Source organism: Prevotella sp. HMSC073D09, from assembly GCF_001814145.1.
GTDB lineage: Bacteria > Bacteroidota > Bacteroidia > Bacteroidales > Bacteroidaceae > Prevotella > Prevotella conceptionensis.
The window spans coordinates 48,224-64,362 of the sequence record NZ_KV815108.1 but is presented as its reverse complement, the minus strand read 5'-3'; the positions used below and the strand labels follow the sequence as shown (position 1 = coordinate 64,362).

The window sequence follows — 16,139 nt, the reverse complement described above, 5'->3', positions numbered from 1 at the left end:
TTTTAACATTATGAGTGCCCTTTTTATCCACCAACCGCTCACCTAGCCGCAAAAAGACGTTTCTCGCGAAGGTTCGTTTTGATACAAAAGAGGGTTAGTCTGTGAATGCGGCAAAATGAATTTTTATTTAAAGCAGTCGCCATTTGCACCAACTTTTGGGCTATTTATAGCAAAATGTAGTGCAATATGCCGCAAAACGCAGTGCGTTTTGATGCTAAATACAATGCGTTTTGATGCTAAACGCAAGGTAAAATGGTGCTAAACGCAGTGCAAAATGGTGCTAAATGCAAGACGAAAAGAATAAATATCCACTGAAACTGTATAACCAAAACCTTTTAGAGCCGTTAAAAGCATGACCCAAAAGGGCAAAATGGGCATTAAAAAGTGGGTTTTGGGGGCTAAAAGTGGGTAATCGGGTGTAAATAATAATGGACTGACAACCAAACTAGAAAGGCTAAATGGTGCAAAATGCAGCCTTTTTTCTTAAAAACTAACAAATTGGAAGGCGCGAAAGACTAGAAATAGTGGCAAATTACCTACTTTATGGCCTATATTTTCGCTAGAACGGAGCGAAAATTAGAGCGATATTGTAAAATAAAAGATAACAATTTAAGTTTTTGAGTTGATGAGTTCGTGAGCTTATGAGTTGATGAGTTTTTGAGCTGATGAATTTTTGAGCTGATGAATTTTTGAACTGGTGAGTTTGTGAATTGCGGAGTTTGTGAATTGCGGAGTTTGTGAATTTGTGAGTTGATGTCTTCGGGAGTTGTTGGGCCTTTATGAGTTTATAGGCCAGTGAGTTGTCTTGTCCTGCATTCCTCTCAATTTATAGAAATATTAAAAGTCAAAACGACTTCATTAAAAAACGAAAAGGGGATGTACCATTAAGGCACATCCCCCTTTTATTCTCTGGCGTTACCAAAGCTTGTTGGTAATCACATGTTCCGCGTAGAATTATTCAGCAATCTGAACAGTAGCACGACGGTTGAACGAGATGGGCGACAAGTCGTCTACACCACCCTTACCTACGGTCGAAATCTTATCGCGGCTAATACCCATCTTAACCAACTCATTGGCAACCATCTCAGCACGCTTGTCAGAGAGGTATTGGTTACGGTTAACCGAACCTGTTGCGCTATCAGCATAACCCACAACGTTGATGTTGGAGTTGTTCTCCTTAGCATACTTAGCAACCGCCTGAACGTTAACAAGATCCTTTTGAGAAGCAATGTTGGTCTTGTTGATGTTGAAGAATACAGATACCGGCGTGGTTACGAATTCCTTAATAGTCTTCGTTTCAGCAGGCTGTTGGTTAGCCAACATGTTCTTCAAACGAGCGTTTTCAGAAGCAGCATCGTTCAGCTGAGCGTTAAGAGCGTCCATCTGAGCTTGTGATAGAGCCTTCAAAGCATCTACGTCGGGAGTTTTGTTCCAAGTAGACTTACCCAAGTTGAAGGTCAAGCCCAATTCAGCATACAGCAAGTTGTCCTTATCTTCCCAACCACGGTTAACATGTGGATCGGCTATGGTGTTGCCCCATCTGCCGTCCATGTCTTCTTCAAAGCGGTTCCAACCAAGTTCGAGGTTGATAGCCATTCTGTCGCAAACGCGGAAAGTGTTAAGTACACCTACGCTGAGGTTCATTGCATAGAGGTCGTGAGTCATCGAGCGACCAAGTCCACCACCGAAGAAAGGAATGAGGTTCCAAACGCGGTTGGGATTGTAACCACACACCATGTTGCTCACATTCAAAAGCACATGTTCGTTAAGGTTCCAGTACTTGTTCTCACGCTTGTTCTCGTCAACAACGGTTCTGCCCCAAATACCTTGCAGTTTGGTACGAAGACCGATGCCAGGAGTAAACCACTTACCTACTGCAATAGCAGCACTAGGGCTTCCACGGAAACTTTTGAAAGGGCTAACGGGAAGGCTCTTTCCATGCTCTTGGTCAGAATACCATGCGTTCCATTCGCCACCTACCTGGATAAACCAGTTGTTCCAAAAGGAATTGGTAGCCACGCTATACTTTTGTACGGGATCAGAATCCTGCGCCATCGATGCAGTAGAAACCCCTGCAAGCGCCAATACAATCAATAATTTTTTCATAACTAATTTATTAATAAGCAAAAATATCTTCTCTCTATAATTCTGTACCTACCTAAATACATTGCAAAGTTAGTGATTATTTTCTTTATTTTTTCATAGTCTGGCGCGAAAATGCTGATTTTAACTAACTTTATGCTGTAATCTTGATTTATCTCAAATATGCAAAATGGCATTACAAAACATTAAAGAACAAAAGTTAGGCCTGCATGCCGACACGCATGCAGGCCTGATTGATAGCATTTTAGAATGTGCGGAGGGCTTTTATCCAAGGAGCTTTTCCAAGTCGGTTTGTGCCATAATGGCCAGTATCTTTTGTCCGTTTGGCGTATAGTTCACGTTTTGGCAAGTGAAGAGGGCGTTGACCAGGCTCTCCATTTCATCGTTACCCAACACTTGTCCGTAAGGCAAGGCGGCATTGCGAGCAAGACTTAGAGCCAGAGCCTCGTTAATTTCGTCTTGCAGTCCCGCCCCTTTCTCCATAGCCGTTGCCACCATGTCGCGTATCATCGCCACGGGATTGATGCCTTCGAGCCCTGCGGGAATGGCATTAACGGCAAAGTTTCGCGCGCCGAGGTCGGTCAGTTCGAAACCTAAACCTTGCAAGTCGGGCATTATTTTCTGTGCCATGAGGTCTTCTGTGGCCGTAAACTGCACCACTTCGGGAAACAAAACCTTCTGCGATGCGCCCGAACGCTGGGACACTTGACGAAGATATTGCTCGAAAAGAATACGCACATGGGCGCGGTGTTGGTCGATAACCATCAGCCCCGACTTAACGGCGGTCATCACATAGCGACCTTTATATTGATAATGAGCAGGCGATTTGTCTTCAATCATCCGCTCGGTCTCCCCACTCTGCCCGCCACTCCCAACATCGGGAAAAAGCCCAAGGTCGGCCCCTTCGTCGGCTTTCAAGCCGGCATACAGTTCCTCCCACCTACTATTATTTTGGGTTTGCAAGGCTGTTTGTGGCGTATCGTCAAAGGGATTGTAGTGCGGATTATAGTTCACTTTGGGCGCAGACGCATTTTCGTTGGGGTTATATACGGGAATGTCGGGACGCCCTTCGGTATCAAAATCAATGGTGGGAACATCGTTGAACAATCCTACGGCCTCGCGAACAGCAGCCGAAAGGATTTGCCACACAACCTGTTCGTTCTCGAATTTTATCTCTGTCTTCGTGGGATGTATGTTCACGTCGATGTCTTCGGGCTTCACTTCAAAGTAGATGAAGTAAGGAACTTGTTCGCCTTGCGGCACCAATCGTTCGAAAGGTTGCATCACGGCCTTGTTGAAATAAGGGTGTTTCATGTAGCGACCGTTCACAAAGAAATATTGGTGCGCCCCTTTCTTGCGCGCCGATTCGGGCTTGCCCACAAAGCCATGTATCTTGCAAACGGACGTTTCCACGTTGAACGAAAGCAAGTCTTGACTGATGCGCTTGCCGAAAACGTCTACGATGCGCTGCTTAAGAACCACCGAAGGCAAGTTGAAAACTTCGGTTCCGTTACTGCGAAGCGTGAAGGCGATATCGGGATATACAAGGGCGATGCGTTCGAAGGCAGTGATGATGTTGTTCAGCTCAGTGGCGTTAGATTTGAGAAACTTGCGTCTGGCAGGGATGTTATAAAAGAGATTTTCGATAACAAAGTTGCTCCCCACGGGGCAAGCACAAGGCTCTTGTCCTGTAAATTGTGAGCCGGCGATAGAGATGGACGTGCCAATCTCTTCGCTGGCAAGGCGCGTTTTAAGCTCCACTTGCGCTACAGCAGCGATAGAAGCCAAGGCTTCGCCACGGAAACCCATCGTGTTGAGGGCGAAAAGGTCGGACGCTTGACGTATCTTTGACGTGGCATGACGCTCGAATGCCAAGCGTGCATCGGTTTCAGACATGCCCCGACCATTGTCGATAACCTGTACCGAGGTCTTACCTGCATCCATAACGTTCACGTCGATGCGTGTCGCACCTGCGTCGACGGCATTCTCCACCAGCTCTTTAATGATGGATGCAGGCCGTTGTATCACCTCGCCAGCCGCTATTTGATTGGCCACCGAGTCGGGTAAAAGTTGTATTACGTCGCTCATTGATTGTTTCTCCTTTATATATAATATGTGTGTTTACATGGGGCGAACGGCAAGATGTGCCAAGAAAATAGCCTAAGAACAATAGGTTTAGCCCAAGAGTAACCTAAATAGAACGTAGCCCATAAACAGGAAGATGGCCACGAACAGGAAGATGCGACTACCAAAAGCCATGCCATAAGACTGCCCACGGCGGTGCAAGTGGCTGTTAGTTGGGGTGAATGCACCTCGAAATCGGTCGGCATCGCGTGCCGAAACGTCTTGTCCATCGGTTTTCTCTGTCAGCCCCAGCTCTTCTTTTGCGCGTTGCTCTATGGCCTCCAACCTTTGTCTTCGGTCGTTGGCGTAGATGTATTCGTGATGAAACCTGCGCGGTTTGCGCATTGAAAACATTCCCATAGGTACGTTATTTCTTCGTGATAAGCCTAAACAGCACGGGCAAACTTCCCCAATAATAGGCTGAAAGGAGTCAGCAAAATCGCGCGTGTTTCTTTCGATACTGGGGCTGTCCGCCCACTTACGCCTAACGACAACAGCCTACTTAGACTTTCGGTTGGCTGTTGTGGTTCGGCTCTTGGCAGTAGATTTCTTCGCAGTTGCTGCACTACTGCCCTTCTTCGCACTAGACCTTACAGCAGACTTAGTCTTTGTTGCTGCTGCATCAGTCTTGTTTTCGTCATCCACTGCCAGCTGCTTTGTGGCTTGCTCCGTTGTATTCTCTTTATCAGAGTTGGTGTTTCCCCCACTCTTCTCATCCTCGTCGAGTCGTTGCTTGGGCAACACTCGCGGCTGAACCTTCTTTAATTCAGTTCCCGCTGCCTTCGGACGCCATTCGTATAGGTCGTCTTTATTAAGTGGCCGCACATAATCGAACCACCCGAACGCCTCCAATCGTTCTTTCCCAGGCGGTATTTGGGTCATGGGATAGAGCGTGGCCTCGAACCGACTTGTCCATATCTTCTCTAATTTTCGCTGCGGAGAGATATACATCCGCATGGTGTCGGTTTCGAGATAGTTTAGTCCGATAAGTGTGCTGTCCTTCTCATCTACCGAATAATAGATGGAGCGCACATTGCTTATGGCATCGTTGCGGCGAACGTTGCCTTCGACGAAATAAGCAAACATATCCCTAGACGAGAGCTGATTGAAGTGCACAGAGTCGGGCATTTGCTCCACAGAGAGCGCCTGACCCAGCACGTGTGCCTCGCGAACAGTACTGTCTTGCATGTAGATCTTTATCACTTCGCCCAACAATTGGCGGTTGGCATTCCACACAATGGGGTCGCGATACATGGTAAGACACGAGTCCTTAGAGTTTGCCACCATCGAATCGCACACGGCTTGTACGTCTGTTCGATAGGCGCGCACATGGCGAAAGCAATGTGCAAGGCGATAAACCGAGTCGGTATTGATGTTATAGGTGAAAAGTTTCACCGAATCGGCATGCACATAAAGCGTATCCTTCTGCGAATAGTCCTTAGCCAGAAGCTTGCCTGTGGCCCAACCCACGCCCGTTTTTTCGTTATACTTGAAACGTTGGCAAAGTAAGCTATTATTATTCTTCTTGTCCACATATATCACGTCGCCGTAGCCTTCGCTTTGGCCCGTCTTGTCGTCATAATAAAGGCTGTCGCCCGTAATGGTCTTGTATTTGTCGTTAACAGTTGACCTTCCGAATAGTTTCGACTTGCTCGTTTTGGTGTCGAAATAGCCATCGCGCGTTTCTATCACACCGGTTTTAGAGGTTATTTTCGACGGACCTAGCACGTGAGCCATCGAATTTTGCGTATTGTAGTGCAAGGTATCTGTGGTGATAACGCGGTCGCCCTCAATCATTTTCACGTTATAATAGAACACGGCCTCGCGCGTTTGGGTGTTGTATTGTCCCCAATCGGCCACCAGTTTTTGGTTCTTGTCGGTGAGCGTTCCGCCCTCAAAGAAGTAAGCATTGTTGTAAAGGCGGTCGTAGTTAAGGCTGTCTGTGTTGAGTGTTTGCCCACGATGTTTCAACCACACGTTCTGACGAGCCTCCATCATCTGTGCCTGACCATCGTAAAACGCCCGTTCGCACGTAAGCGAAAGCGTGTCGCCCTGTACCATTCGCACATGACCGAAGGCGCGAAACGAGTTTGTTTGCTGGTAAAAATAGGCACTATCGCACCACATTCGCGCCCCTTTGTGCATAAATTGCACCTTTCCTTTCACGATTTGGGCATCGGGAACGGGTCCGAATTGGTCGTAGCGCAGCTCGTCCGAGTGCACTAGATACACGCGGTCGTCGGTCTGCGTTGCTGCCGTTTTCACCTTCTTTTGGGCAAGCGCAGGCAGCAAGCATAGCACAAAAAGGCATAGCACCGCCCATAAAACGCCGCTATGCCTATCGCCATTAGATGTCGATATTGGTTTTAATCTCATTTAATCCATCCCTGATATTCAAAGTCGCAGTTCTTATAGCGGTCGCCCATACGAACGTATGTTTGCTTTATCTTGTTCACCACCCAGTCGTGCAACTTCTTCTCACGTTCTTTGGCCAGCACCACATTGCGCATAACTTGGAAGTCTTCGGTTATGGTTGCGCGGTGTCCGTCCACTCTATTCTTCAACTTGATGATGGCCACGACAGTCTTTCCGCGTGCGTTGGTCATTTGGAAAGGCTTAGAAATCTCGCCCACCTTCATACCTTCCACTTCGCGCGCCACCTCTGTGGGCAAGTCGCCCATCCGGAATTTAGACGACAGCGAGCGCGACTCCCTGTCGGTGTAGGCCATTAGTCCGTGGTTGTTTTTCGTGTCCTTGTCGTCGGAGATGAACGTTGCCCCCTCTTCGAACGAGAACTTACCGGCCTTTATGTCGCTGGCGATGGAGTCGAGGCGCGCTTTCGAACGGTCGATGTCGTCTTGTGCGATGCGCGGTTTCAGCAAGATATGGCGCACGTTAATCTTGTCGCCGCGCTTGTCGATAAGCTGTATGATGTGATAACCGAACTCCGTTTCAACGATTTTCGAAATCTTATTGGGGTCGGTAAGGTTGAAAGCCACGGCAGCGAAGGCCGGGTCGAACGCCGCTCTACCCGTAAAGCCCAACTCTCCACCTTGTCTTGCCGAGCCTGGGTCTTCCGAGTAAAGGCGTGCAAGGGTTGCAAAAGTTGTCTCTCCCTTGGTTACGCGGTCGGTATATTCGCGCAATTGGTCCTTAATACGGTTCACTTCCTCGGTCTTCACCTTTGGGTTTTGGGTGATAATCTCCACCTCTACCATTGTAGGAACCATAGGAATGCTATCGGCAGGCAGGTCCTTGAAGTACTTGCGCACATCGGCAGGCGACACTTTCACATCGCTCACCAACTTTTCTTTCATCATGGCGATAAGGCGATTGTTCTTATAGTCGTCGTGCATTGCCTGTCGCATCTCCGAAACGGTTTGCTTGCGATACTCTTCCAGTTTCTCTTTCGAACCTATCAGCTGTATCCAATAGTTTATCTGTTCCTCAATTCCTTGTGAAATTTCCGACTCGCTCACCTCCAAGCTGTCGATGGCAGCTTGGTGAAGGAAAAGCTTTTGCAAAGCCAATTGTTCGGGAATGGAGCAATCGGGGTTGCCTTTAAACTTGTGTCCCTCGTTCTCGGCCTGCAAGCGAGCGGCCTCCACGTCCGATTTCAGTATGGGTTCGTCGCCCACCACCCATATAACTTCGTCAACCACACTTGTTTCTGGCACGGCTGGTTCGGTTTTCACGGGCTTATTGGTTGCAGTTGCAGTACTATCGTTTTCAGCAACCTTTGTAGCCAATCCTTGCTTGGCATTGGCAGAAATGGCGGCAGTCAAGATCATGGCAGACAGGCCGCAGAATATCTTCGTGTTGGTTCTCATCGTTTTTATATATGTCGTTATCGGGGCGTTTAGTGCTTGTTCACGGTCTTTAATACCGCCTCGTTCACTTCCACCTTATATTGTTTTCGTAAGTCTTTCACCCATTCTTTCTCCAATGTTTCTTGGAAGTCGGCCACTACAAGCGCCCTTACATCGTCCATTTCCTGGGGGGCTTTAAGTTTCTTTCCTATCACGCCCACAACGGGGAAGTTGGCATCGTCCTTTATTGCAACCTTTTGCTTAAAGGCATCGCGGTCCACCACAGGGTTGTCTCCAAGCTTAAACACACCCCGTTCGGCCTTTATGCGGATGGTAGAATCGTTGTTAAAAGCCTTTCTTAGAGCCTCGTTCCATTCGTTAAAGGGCAAATTCTTTACCATTTTCTTTGCTGCCTTAAAGTCGGCCTTGCTCTTGGCATAGCAGGCAATGCCCTTAAATCGCGGACTGTCCCAGGCATATCTCTTCTTATTCTTGTTGAAATAATAGCGCAAACCCTCTTCGTCTTTCGCCGCTTTCTCCCAAACAGTGCGGTTACTTATTTCGTAAAGCAACAACCCGTCGTGATATTCTTGGATAAGGAACTTCAGTGCAGGGTCTTTTGCTTGCATTGCTTGTGCGCGTTCTTGTAGCACGTCGGCCGTTGTGCGGGGCGTGGACGATGCCTTAGCCAATTCGTTCAGCTTGTTGTCGATAATTTGTTCGCGCATGTTTGTCTGCTCGATGTAGGCCAAGATGTCGGCCTTTACCGAGTCGTAAGGCAGAAAGCTGCGCCGTTCTATCATCTTAATGATATGGTAACCCGCTGGCGAAAGCACGGGTTTGCTTATCTCGCCCGGCTTGAGGGCGAAGGCTGCGTCTTCAAACTCTTTCAGCGTTTGACCTTTTTGCAGCCAAGGCAGTTCGCCACCTTGTTGCGCCGAGCCTTTATCGTCAGACAGTTTACGAGCCAATGCCGCGAAGTCGGCCCCGCGTTTAAGGGCATTATAAATAGAGTCGATGCGCTGTTCGGCGCGGCGTTGCAAGTCTTTGGCCGACTTTTGGGGCAACAACAACATAATGTGCGCCACCCTTATCAGTCCGCCTTGCCCCTCAATGCGCTGCTTTGTGTCGTCGTATAGCTGACGTGCCGCCTTTTCCACGTCGTCGTTGTTAACGAACGAAGGGCGCACCTGTTGGTCGCGATAGTCGGCAAATTCATTGCGAAAGGCCTGCGTGGTATCTAGTCGGGCGGCAAGTGCAGCCTCAACCTTCAACTTATAGTTCACGAAGAGTTCCACATACTGAGCCACCGTCTTCTTATCTACAACATTATCCGTGTTGTTTTTGTTGTACGAATACTCGAATTCCGAACGGCCAACAGGCCGTCCGTTAATGGTCATAATGGTGGGGTCGTCTTGGGCGTGTGCCACAAAAGCACAAAACAGCAATGCCACAGAGAAGGCTCTACGTATCATTAGTTATAGGTTAAGCGGCGAAAACTTCTCGCCGACGGGCATTATTGGCACAAAGCCGCGCACGGCGAGAAGTTACACCTTATATTATATATACATGTGATTGGTTATTCAGGACGGCTGTAATTGGGTGCCTCGCTCGTGATGGTGATGTCGTGCGGGTGGCTTTCCAGAACGCCCGCATTGGTTATTCGGGTGAACTTAGCGTTGTGAAGCGCAAGAATATCGTTCGCTCCACAATAGCCCATGCCCGAACGCAAGCCTCCAATGAGCTGATAAATCACCTCTTGCACCGTGCCCTTGTAAGGCACACGGCCTGCAATACCTTCGGGAACAAGTTTCTTTGCCTCCAACGTATCGCCTTGGAAATAGCGGTCTTTCGAGCCATTCTTTTGCTCCATCGCCTCCATCGAGCCCATACCACGATAGGTTTTGAACTTACGGCCGTTAAAGATAATCGTTTCGCCAGGGCTTTCTTCCGTACCGGCAACCAGCGAACCAATCATCACCGAGCTACCGCCAGCGGCCAAAGCCTTAACCACATCGCCCGAATAGCGCAGTCCGCCGTCGGCGATAAGTGGCACGCCCGTACCTTTAAGCGCATCAAACACACTGTAAATGGCACTCAACTGGGGTACGCCCACACCTGCCACCACACGTGTTGTGCAGATAGAGCCAGGCCCGATGCCCACCTTTACGGCGTCGGCACCATGTTCCACCAGCAGTTTTGCAGCCTCGCCAGTGGCCACATTACCCACAACGATGTCTACATTGGGGAATGCGCGCTTAGCCTCGACAAGCTTTTCCACCACATACTTCGAATGTCCGTGCGCCGTATCGATAACAATCGCGTCGGCACCAGCCTCAACAAGGGCTTTCATGCGGTCCAAAGTATCGGCCGTAACGCCCACACCGGCGGCCACGCGCAATCGTCCTTTCTCGTCTTTGCAGGCCATAGGCTTATCCTTTGCCTTGGTAATGTCCTTATATGTAATTAGTCCCACGATGCGATTGTTGGCATCCACCACGGGCAACTTTTCAATTTTGTTTTCTTGCAGTATCTTTGCAGCGGCAGCCAAGTCGGTCTGCTGATGTGTCACCACAAGGTTTTCGCTCGTCATCACCTCGTCAATCTTCTTATCTAGTCGATGTTCAAAGCGTAAGTCCCTATTGGTAACGATACCCACCAAACAATTGTCTTCGTCAACAACGGGTATTCCACCGATATGGTAGTCGCGCATCATGTCGAGCGCATCTTTCACCGTACGCCCGCGCCGTATCGTAACGGGGTCGTAAATCATTCCGTTCTCGGCTCGTTTCACCACGGCCACTTCGTGCGCTTGTTCTTCAATAGACATGTTTTTGTGTATCACGCCGATGCCTCCTTCGCGTGCTATGGCTATGGCCATGGCCGCCTCGGTTACAGTATCCATAGCGGCCGTAACGAAAGGGATGTTCAATTCGATATTCCGAGAGAACTTTGTTTTCAACGTTACTGTCTTAGGCAGCACGTCGGAGTAAGCGGGTATGAGCAGGACGTCGTCGTATGTAAGGCCGTCCATCACAATTTTATCTGCAACAAATGATGACATAGTGGAGAATTTAGAAATTTATTGCATGCAAATTTAGCAATAAAATTCCACAAAGCTGATGGTTTACCGCGTTTTTCTTATTTATTAAGGCATGTTCGGCAACATAACATTGGCCCACCACCTAAAAACCTTTCGATTTTGGTACGTTTATGCTACACCCTAATCAGTCGATAGACCCAGTGCAGATTTTGTTTGATTTTTGAGTATCTTGTCTGTCTTATTGATGTGTTAAACTACACGTATTGTTTGTTACATGGTGAAACAATCGGTATCTTTGCAGAAAGTGAACATGGGTATTTGTTTTGCCAAAAAGTGAAGAAAGACCTGTATATCACCATCGCCGACTGTGGAAAGACGATATACGGTAGCTACGTTGACACAAATAAATACATCAACGAAATCGGAACTAATGAGGCTGAAGCATTAAGAATAGCCAACGAGGGATACTCAACAAAAGACAGGCCAGACGCAGAAAACAGAGGATATGGCATATCTAAGTCCAGAGAGATGATTGTGAACGGCCTGCGAGGAGCATTTTTCATGCTGTCGGGAACAGCCTTTTATAGGCACGACGAAAATGGCATAGTGCCTGCTAACATCCCAGAAGAATATAGATGGAATGGCACCATCATTTTGGTAAAAGTTCTTTTTTCGTTCCTCAAAAGTGCGTTTTCTCGCCATGACTATGTCCGAGCAAGCTAGACATTGTTCATTTGACTTAACGAAAACGTTCCTTTAACCGCTCCCAACGGATTTAGCTTTTACAACTATGTAGAATAATAAACATTTAAGAGTTATGAGTAAAATAAGAGTTAAAGACATTATTGGCGCAGAAGTTCGCTCGCGAATACCTATTGCAGCTTTGAAAGAGGCAATAGCAAGAGACGGATGCTACGACATCGACATGGCGGAAGTTACTTTTATATCTCGCTCATTCGCCGACGAACTCTACAATTTGCAGCTAGACCACACCAACGTGCAATTTATTAACGCCCAAGGGAATGTAAAGAAGATGATGGAGGTGGTATGGAAAGGCAGGAAAAAGAAACGTGTTAGGGCACAAGCCGATGTTAAAACGGTAGACCTGACTTCGATAGAAGACTTTTCCAATTTCCTTTTGAGCATCTGATAATTCAACAAAAAGACATACTAGGCAAGCGGCAGTTCCTCTAACGGTGCTGCCGCTTTCTTTTGGCGCATTTCACAAAAGCTCTCGTTGCATTTCAAACTCGTCTTACTAGGGCGGTCCGTTGTGTGCTTTGCCTTTACCAACCATCTTTAACTCTCAACCTCATCAACCCCTCAATTCATCAACTCACAACCTCATCAACCCATCAACTCAAAAACTTAAAAAATTAAATTTTATTTTACAATACCGCTCCGATTTTCACTCCGTTCTAGCGAAAATTTAGGTTAAAAAGCAGGCAAATCGCCACTATTTCTAGCCTTCCACGGCTTTCGTTTTGTCCATTTTCAAGAACAAAAGCCGCATTTTGCACCATTTAGCCTTTCTAGTTTGGCCGCCAACTCATTATTCCATACGCCCAAATGTTTGCTTTTAGACCATAAAATCCAGCTTTTTAACAACTAATTCGCCCTTTTCAGCCATGTTTTTCATGGTTCTAAAAGGCTTTGTTTATACCATTGCAGTGTATTTTTATGCTTTTCGGCTCGCATTTTGCACCATTTTGCACTGCATTTTGCACCATTTTACCTTGCGTTTAGCATCAAAACGCAGTGCATTTAGCACCAAAACGCACTTCATTTTGCCACAAACAACCCAAAAACGGATGTTAGTGGCGGTATGTTTAAATAAAAATTCATTTTGACTGTATGTACAACTGACCGTTTTTTGCACCAAACTAAACCCTCGCGAGAATCGATTTTTTGCAGCAAGGTGAGCCGTTGGTTGGCAGAAAGGGCACTCATCATGTTAAAATTTACACTGAAAAGTTGACAGAATTTCAAATTAACGAGTTGGCATGTTAACGAGTTGACGAGCGTAATGGTTCGTGCGTTTGCGAGCTGGGGAGTTGGGGGAGTTACGTGTTTGTGAGTTTATGAAACCTCAAGTTTATGAGTTGATAAGTTCATGAATGGAAAATGGTTAAGTTCGTAAGTGGATGAGTGATACTCATACGCAAATAGGAAAAACAACTTACATTGCCACAAGACGAAGAGGTAATCAACATTAGTACGAATGCAAATGTCCATAACAAGCCGGCAAAGCCCCCTATAACCCGGCAAAATTAAATGCGAAATCTGGTTAGAATGGCTATAATAGCCCCCTACCCTTTTGTTCCTCAATAATATATGGTGCGTTAACCTCCTTCATCCGCTTACGTTTACCACGCCCCAGACTCAATGTAACGCGAAACATCAGCAAGTTATCGTAGGTTCGCAAGTCCAACCTTTGTACCTCTTTGTAAAAGGCGGCATCCACATTGCGTTGTTGCGACTGCCCTACCAACCAGCGAAGCGGCGGAACATAATTGAGCGACAAGTTTAGTCTTCGCTGCAACAACGTCTTTTGCAAAGACACTTGCCAAAGGTCTTGTCCCACTTCTTCCCAGCCTTGCAGCAAGGGGTTGCGCACCATTTCCTTGGCATACTCCACTTCGGCATTAAGTCCCCATCGCTTAGAAAACCAACTCAACCTGCTATTTAAGAAGGTCTATCGCCGTGAACGCTCCCTCTCGAATTTGTGGTGTAATGATATAAACATCCTTGTTAGCTTTATGTTGCACCACCTTTTGCGACACCACCACCTCGCGCAAGTCGATGGTTTTGGTGCTATCAACCAAAGTTGAGTCGGTCGTCACATTCTGTGCATGTAACGAAACACTGCTTAATAACAGGCCAACAGTTAGGAAACGATATAACATCATAAACGCCAAAAACAATAACAGCCAAGCGTTGCTGCATGTTGCAAAGTTAACTTTTTCCGCAGAACTAACCAATCAGCCTGCCATCTTTCACTCACTAACACCCTAGACCTAAGACACTACCTCACTTTGCAACTTACGTGGAAATGAGTTTAAGGCAAATCGGCCAAGGGGCATTTGTCCATTTCGGCGCATTATCGTTGGTCTAATTCACGGAAACACACCTACATAGAAAGCCGAAAGAAAAAAGCAAGACAATGGCCACATATCTGAAAGAAAATCGTTACATTTGCAAAACACCAACTATAAACAAATAAAAACGATATGGGAATAAAAAGATTTACACACATCTTCTTTGCACTTGCCGTGGCCACATGCGCATGGGCACAAGGTCCGAACGGTTCGGGAACATATTACCAGGACGCTAACGGACAAAAGGGAGAGGCATTAAAGACCGCCCTAAGCAAAATTATCTCCACAGGTGCGGTAGACATAGGTTACAATGCACTTTGGAAAGCGTACCAAACAACCGACGTCCGACCAGACGGTACGATTTGGGACATCTACTCGAACATAACCAAATACGACCCCGAAACAGGCCATCAGGGGAGTTATAAGAAAGAGGGCGACGTGTATAACAGAGAACACACCACGCCGCAAAGTTGGTTCAAGAAAGCTAGTCCAATGAAAGCCGACCTCTACCACGTGTTCCCCTCAGATGGATATGTCAACAACAAGCGCAGCAACTTTCCCCTAGGCGAAACTAACGGCGAGCAATATAAGTCGGAAAATGGGTTTAGCAAGCTAGGAAAAAGCACCACACCAGGCTATGATGGAACAGTTTTCGAACCTGCCGACGAATTTAAGGGCGACTTAGCCAGGGCTTATTTCTATATGGCCACGCGCTATGAAGACAAGGTTGGCACTTGGAGCGGCGGCGTTTATGGGAATAGCAGTTACCCCGGACTGGCAAAATGGGCTTTGGATATGTTCATTCGCTGGTCGGGAAAAGACCCTGTTAGCCAAAAAGAAGTGGATAGAAACAATGCGGTATATAAGTTGCAAATGAACAGGAACCCGTATGTGGATTATCCCGGACTAGAACAATACGTGTGGGGAACGCAAACGAGCACGGCATTCGATTATGCCAACTATGTTGCCCCTAACGAAAACAATAAGCCCGACGAGCCCAAAAAGCCCGACAATCCAGGCAACGAGACCACGCCACCAACAGGTGCAATGGTGTTCTACAAGGTTACATCGGCTAGCGACTTGCAAGCTGGCAAATATTACCTTATCGTTAACGAAACGGCTAAGGCGGCTTTGAGCGCAACAAGCAAGGATGTCCGCGCGTATGCTACGGTAGAAATTGCCGGAAATGCCATCACAACAGAAGTGAATGCAAATGGGAAACCACACGCGCTGACACTTGGCGGAACGGCTGGGAACTATACGTGGTTTGATGCCACTGAGAAAAAGTACTTGGCTTACACGGGTCCGAAGAACTCACTAAACAATGCAAACGATGCAACGGCAGCCAGTGCCCAATGGCAAATAAGCATAGACAGCGAGGGAAATGCTGTTATCAGCAACAAGCAAGCCACCGTACGTATGATTAACTACAATAGCAGCCAACCGCGTTTTGCATGCTATACGAAGTCGAATAAACAAGAACCCATTCAGCTGTACGTATCAACCGCAACGACAGACATCCGTAACCTGCCGCAAGCAGAAACAAATTTGGTGAACGTTTATTCCATCGACGGCCGCTTGCTACGTGCCAACGTGCAACAAGAGGATGCCTTAATGGGTCTGCCGAAAGGCATGTACATTGTCGGCAAAAAGAAATTTGTGGTGAGATAAGGCAAGAGGGTGCGGCGTAATAGCACCGCTTAACTTGTACGCTGCCGACAAAGGGAACGCGCTTGTTGCCTTTGTTCGGGACTGCACGCTGGCCATTCTCGAAACAAACCAATCCGCAAGCCGCGCCAATTATGCCGAATAACCAACCCTAATATAAACCCAAACAGGTTGGGGCATTTACACTACTATGCGTTGTTGTTGGCCTATCAGACACCCCATGTCGCGACAATAGGCTAACAACAACGCAACAATAAAGCCAACAAAGATATTTTTTTAGAACCAGCCTATACG

Annotated in this window: 12 protein-coding genes; 3 read left to right on the top strand and 9 right to left on the bottom strand. The window is 47.2% G+C overall.

Annotation, left to right across the window (positions count from 1 at the left end; all coding sequences use genetic code 11):
• Window positions 1-954: 954 nt before the first annotated feature.
• The 7 genes from HMPREF2955_RS09400 to guaB form a co-directional block, all read right to left on the bottom strand.
• On the bottom strand, window positions 955-2,106 hold the full coding sequence (locus HMPREF2955_RS09400; RefSeq protein ID WP_070722915.1) for an OmpA family protein: 1,152 nt from the start codon (window positions 2,104-2,106) through the stop codon (window positions 955-957).
• Window positions 2,107-2,367: 261 nt separating this feature from the next.
• Window positions 2,368-4,191 (bottom strand): DNA mismatch repair endonuclease MutL, encoded by a 1,824-nt coding sequence (gene mutL, locus HMPREF2955_RS09395; protein WP_070722913.1) that lies wholly within the window; start codon window positions 4,189-4,191, stop codon window positions 2,368-2,370.
• A gap of 87 nt (window positions 4,192-4,278) precedes the next feature.
• Entirely contained in the window at window positions 4,279-4,587 is a 309-nt protein-coding gene (locus tag HMPREF2955_RS09390; RefSeq protein ID WP_070722910.1) for a hypothetical protein, read from the bottom strand.
• A gap of 138 nt (window positions 4,588-4,725) precedes the next feature.
• Window positions 4,726-6,603, bottom strand: a complete 1,878-nt coding sequence (locus HMPREF2955_RS09385; protein ID WP_083317685.1) for an OstA-like protein — start codon at window positions 6,601-6,603, stop codon at window positions 4,726-4,728.
• Entirely contained in the window at window positions 6,600-8,057 is a 1,458-nt protein-coding gene (locus tag HMPREF2955_RS09380; protein ID WP_070722907.1) for a peptidylprolyl isomerase, read from the bottom strand. The genes HMPREF2955_RS09385 and HMPREF2955_RS09380 overlap by 4 nt, the downstream gene beginning before the upstream one ends.
• 29 nt (window positions 8,058-8,086) lie before the next feature.
• On the bottom strand, window positions 8,087-9,511 hold the full coding sequence (locus HMPREF2955_RS09375) for a peptidylprolyl isomerase (protein WP_070722906.1): 1,425 nt from the start codon (window positions 9,509-9,511) through the stop codon (window positions 8,087-8,089).
• 104 nt (window positions 9,512-9,615) lie between these two features.
• A complete protein-coding gene (gene guaB, locus HMPREF2955_RS09370; protein WP_070722904.1) occupies window positions 9,616-11,100 on the bottom strand; it encodes an IMP dehydrogenase in 1,485 nt (494 codons plus the stop codon).
• Window positions 11,101-11,412: 312 nt separating this feature from the next.
• On the opposite strand from guaB, the gene HMPREF2955_RS09365 reads away from it, so the two are divergent.
• Together HMPREF2955_RS09365 and HMPREF2955_RS09360 are read left to right on the top strand one after the other, a co-directional pair.
• Window positions 11,413-11,802 (top strand): hypothetical protein, encoded by a 390-nt coding sequence (locus HMPREF2955_RS09365; protein ID WP_139145529.1) that lies wholly within the window; start codon window positions 11,413-11,415, stop codon window positions 11,800-11,802.
• A gap of 94 nt (window positions 11,803-11,896) precedes the next feature.
• Window positions 11,897-12,229: a hypothetical protein gene (locus HMPREF2955_RS09360; protein WP_070722900.1), complete on the top strand. Its 333-nt coding sequence runs from the start codon at window positions 11,897-11,899 to the stop codon at window positions 12,227-12,229.
• Between the two features lie 1,146 nt (window positions 12,230-13,375).
• On the opposite strand, the gene HMPREF2955_RS09355 is transcribed toward HMPREF2955_RS09360, so the two are convergent.
• Together HMPREF2955_RS09355 and HMPREF2955_RS16270 are read right to left on the bottom strand one after the other, a co-directional pair.
• Window positions 13,376-13,756 (bottom strand): hypothetical protein, encoded by a 381-nt coding sequence (locus HMPREF2955_RS09355; protein WP_070722897.1) that lies wholly within the window; start codon window positions 13,754-13,756, stop codon window positions 13,376-13,378.
• A 4-nt stretch (window positions 13,757-13,760) separates the two neighbouring features.
• Window positions 13,761-13,988 (bottom strand): hypothetical protein, encoded by a 228-nt coding sequence (locus HMPREF2955_RS16270; RefSeq protein ID WP_168166881.1) that lies wholly within the window; start codon window positions 13,986-13,988, stop codon window positions 13,761-13,763.
• A gap of 321 nt (window positions 13,989-14,309) precedes the next feature.
• Here HMPREF2955_RS16270 and HMPREF2955_RS09345 point away from each other — a divergent pair, with 321 nt between their 5' ends.
• Entirely contained in the window at window positions 14,310-15,848 is a 1,539-nt protein-coding gene (locus HMPREF2955_RS09345; protein WP_070722893.1) for an endonuclease, read from the top strand.
• The last annotated feature ends 291 nt before the right edge of the window (window positions 15,849-16,139 follow it).

Bases quoted from the DNA above. Each gene is read 5' to 3' on its own strand.
- HMPREF2955_RS09375 (WP_070722906.1), bottom strand. From the start codon at position 9,511: ATGATACGTAGAGCCTTCTCTGTGGCATTGCTGTTTTGTGCTTTTGTG.
- HMPREF2955_RS09385 (WP_083317685.1), bottom strand. From the start codon at position 6,603: ATGAGATTAAAACCAATATCGACATCTAATGGCGATAGGCATAGCGGC.
- HMPREF2955_RS16270 (WP_168166881.1), bottom strand. From the start codon at position 13,988: ATGATGTTATATCGTTTCCTAACTGTTGGCCTGTTATTAAGCAGTGTT.
- HMPREF2955_RS09360 (WP_070722900.1), top strand. From the start codon at position 11,897: ATGAGTAAAATAAGAGTTAAAGACATTATTGGCGCAGAAGTTCGCTCG.
- HMPREF2955_RS09400 (WP_070722915.1), bottom strand. From the start codon at position 2,106: ATGAAAAAATTATTGATTGTATTGGCGCTTGCAGGGGTTTCTACTGCA.
- guaB (WP_070722904.1), bottom strand. From the start codon at position 11,100: ATGTCATCATTTGTTGCAGATAAAATTGTGATGGACGGCCTTACATAC.
- HMPREF2955_RS09380 (WP_070722907.1), bottom strand. From the start codon at position 8,057: ATGAGAACCAACACGAAGATATTCTGCGGCCTGTCTGCCATGATCTTG.
- mutL (WP_070722913.1), bottom strand. From the start codon at position 4,191: ATGAGCGACGTAATACAACTTTTACCCGACTCGGTGGCCAATCAAATA.
- HMPREF2955_RS09345 (WP_070722893.1), top strand. From the start codon at position 14,310: ATGGGAATAAAAAGATTTACACACATCTTCTTTGCACTTGCCGTGGCC.
- HMPREF2955_RS09390 (WP_070722910.1), bottom strand. From the start codon at position 4,587: ATGGGAATGTTTTCAATGCGCAAACCGCGCAGGTTTCATCACGAATAC.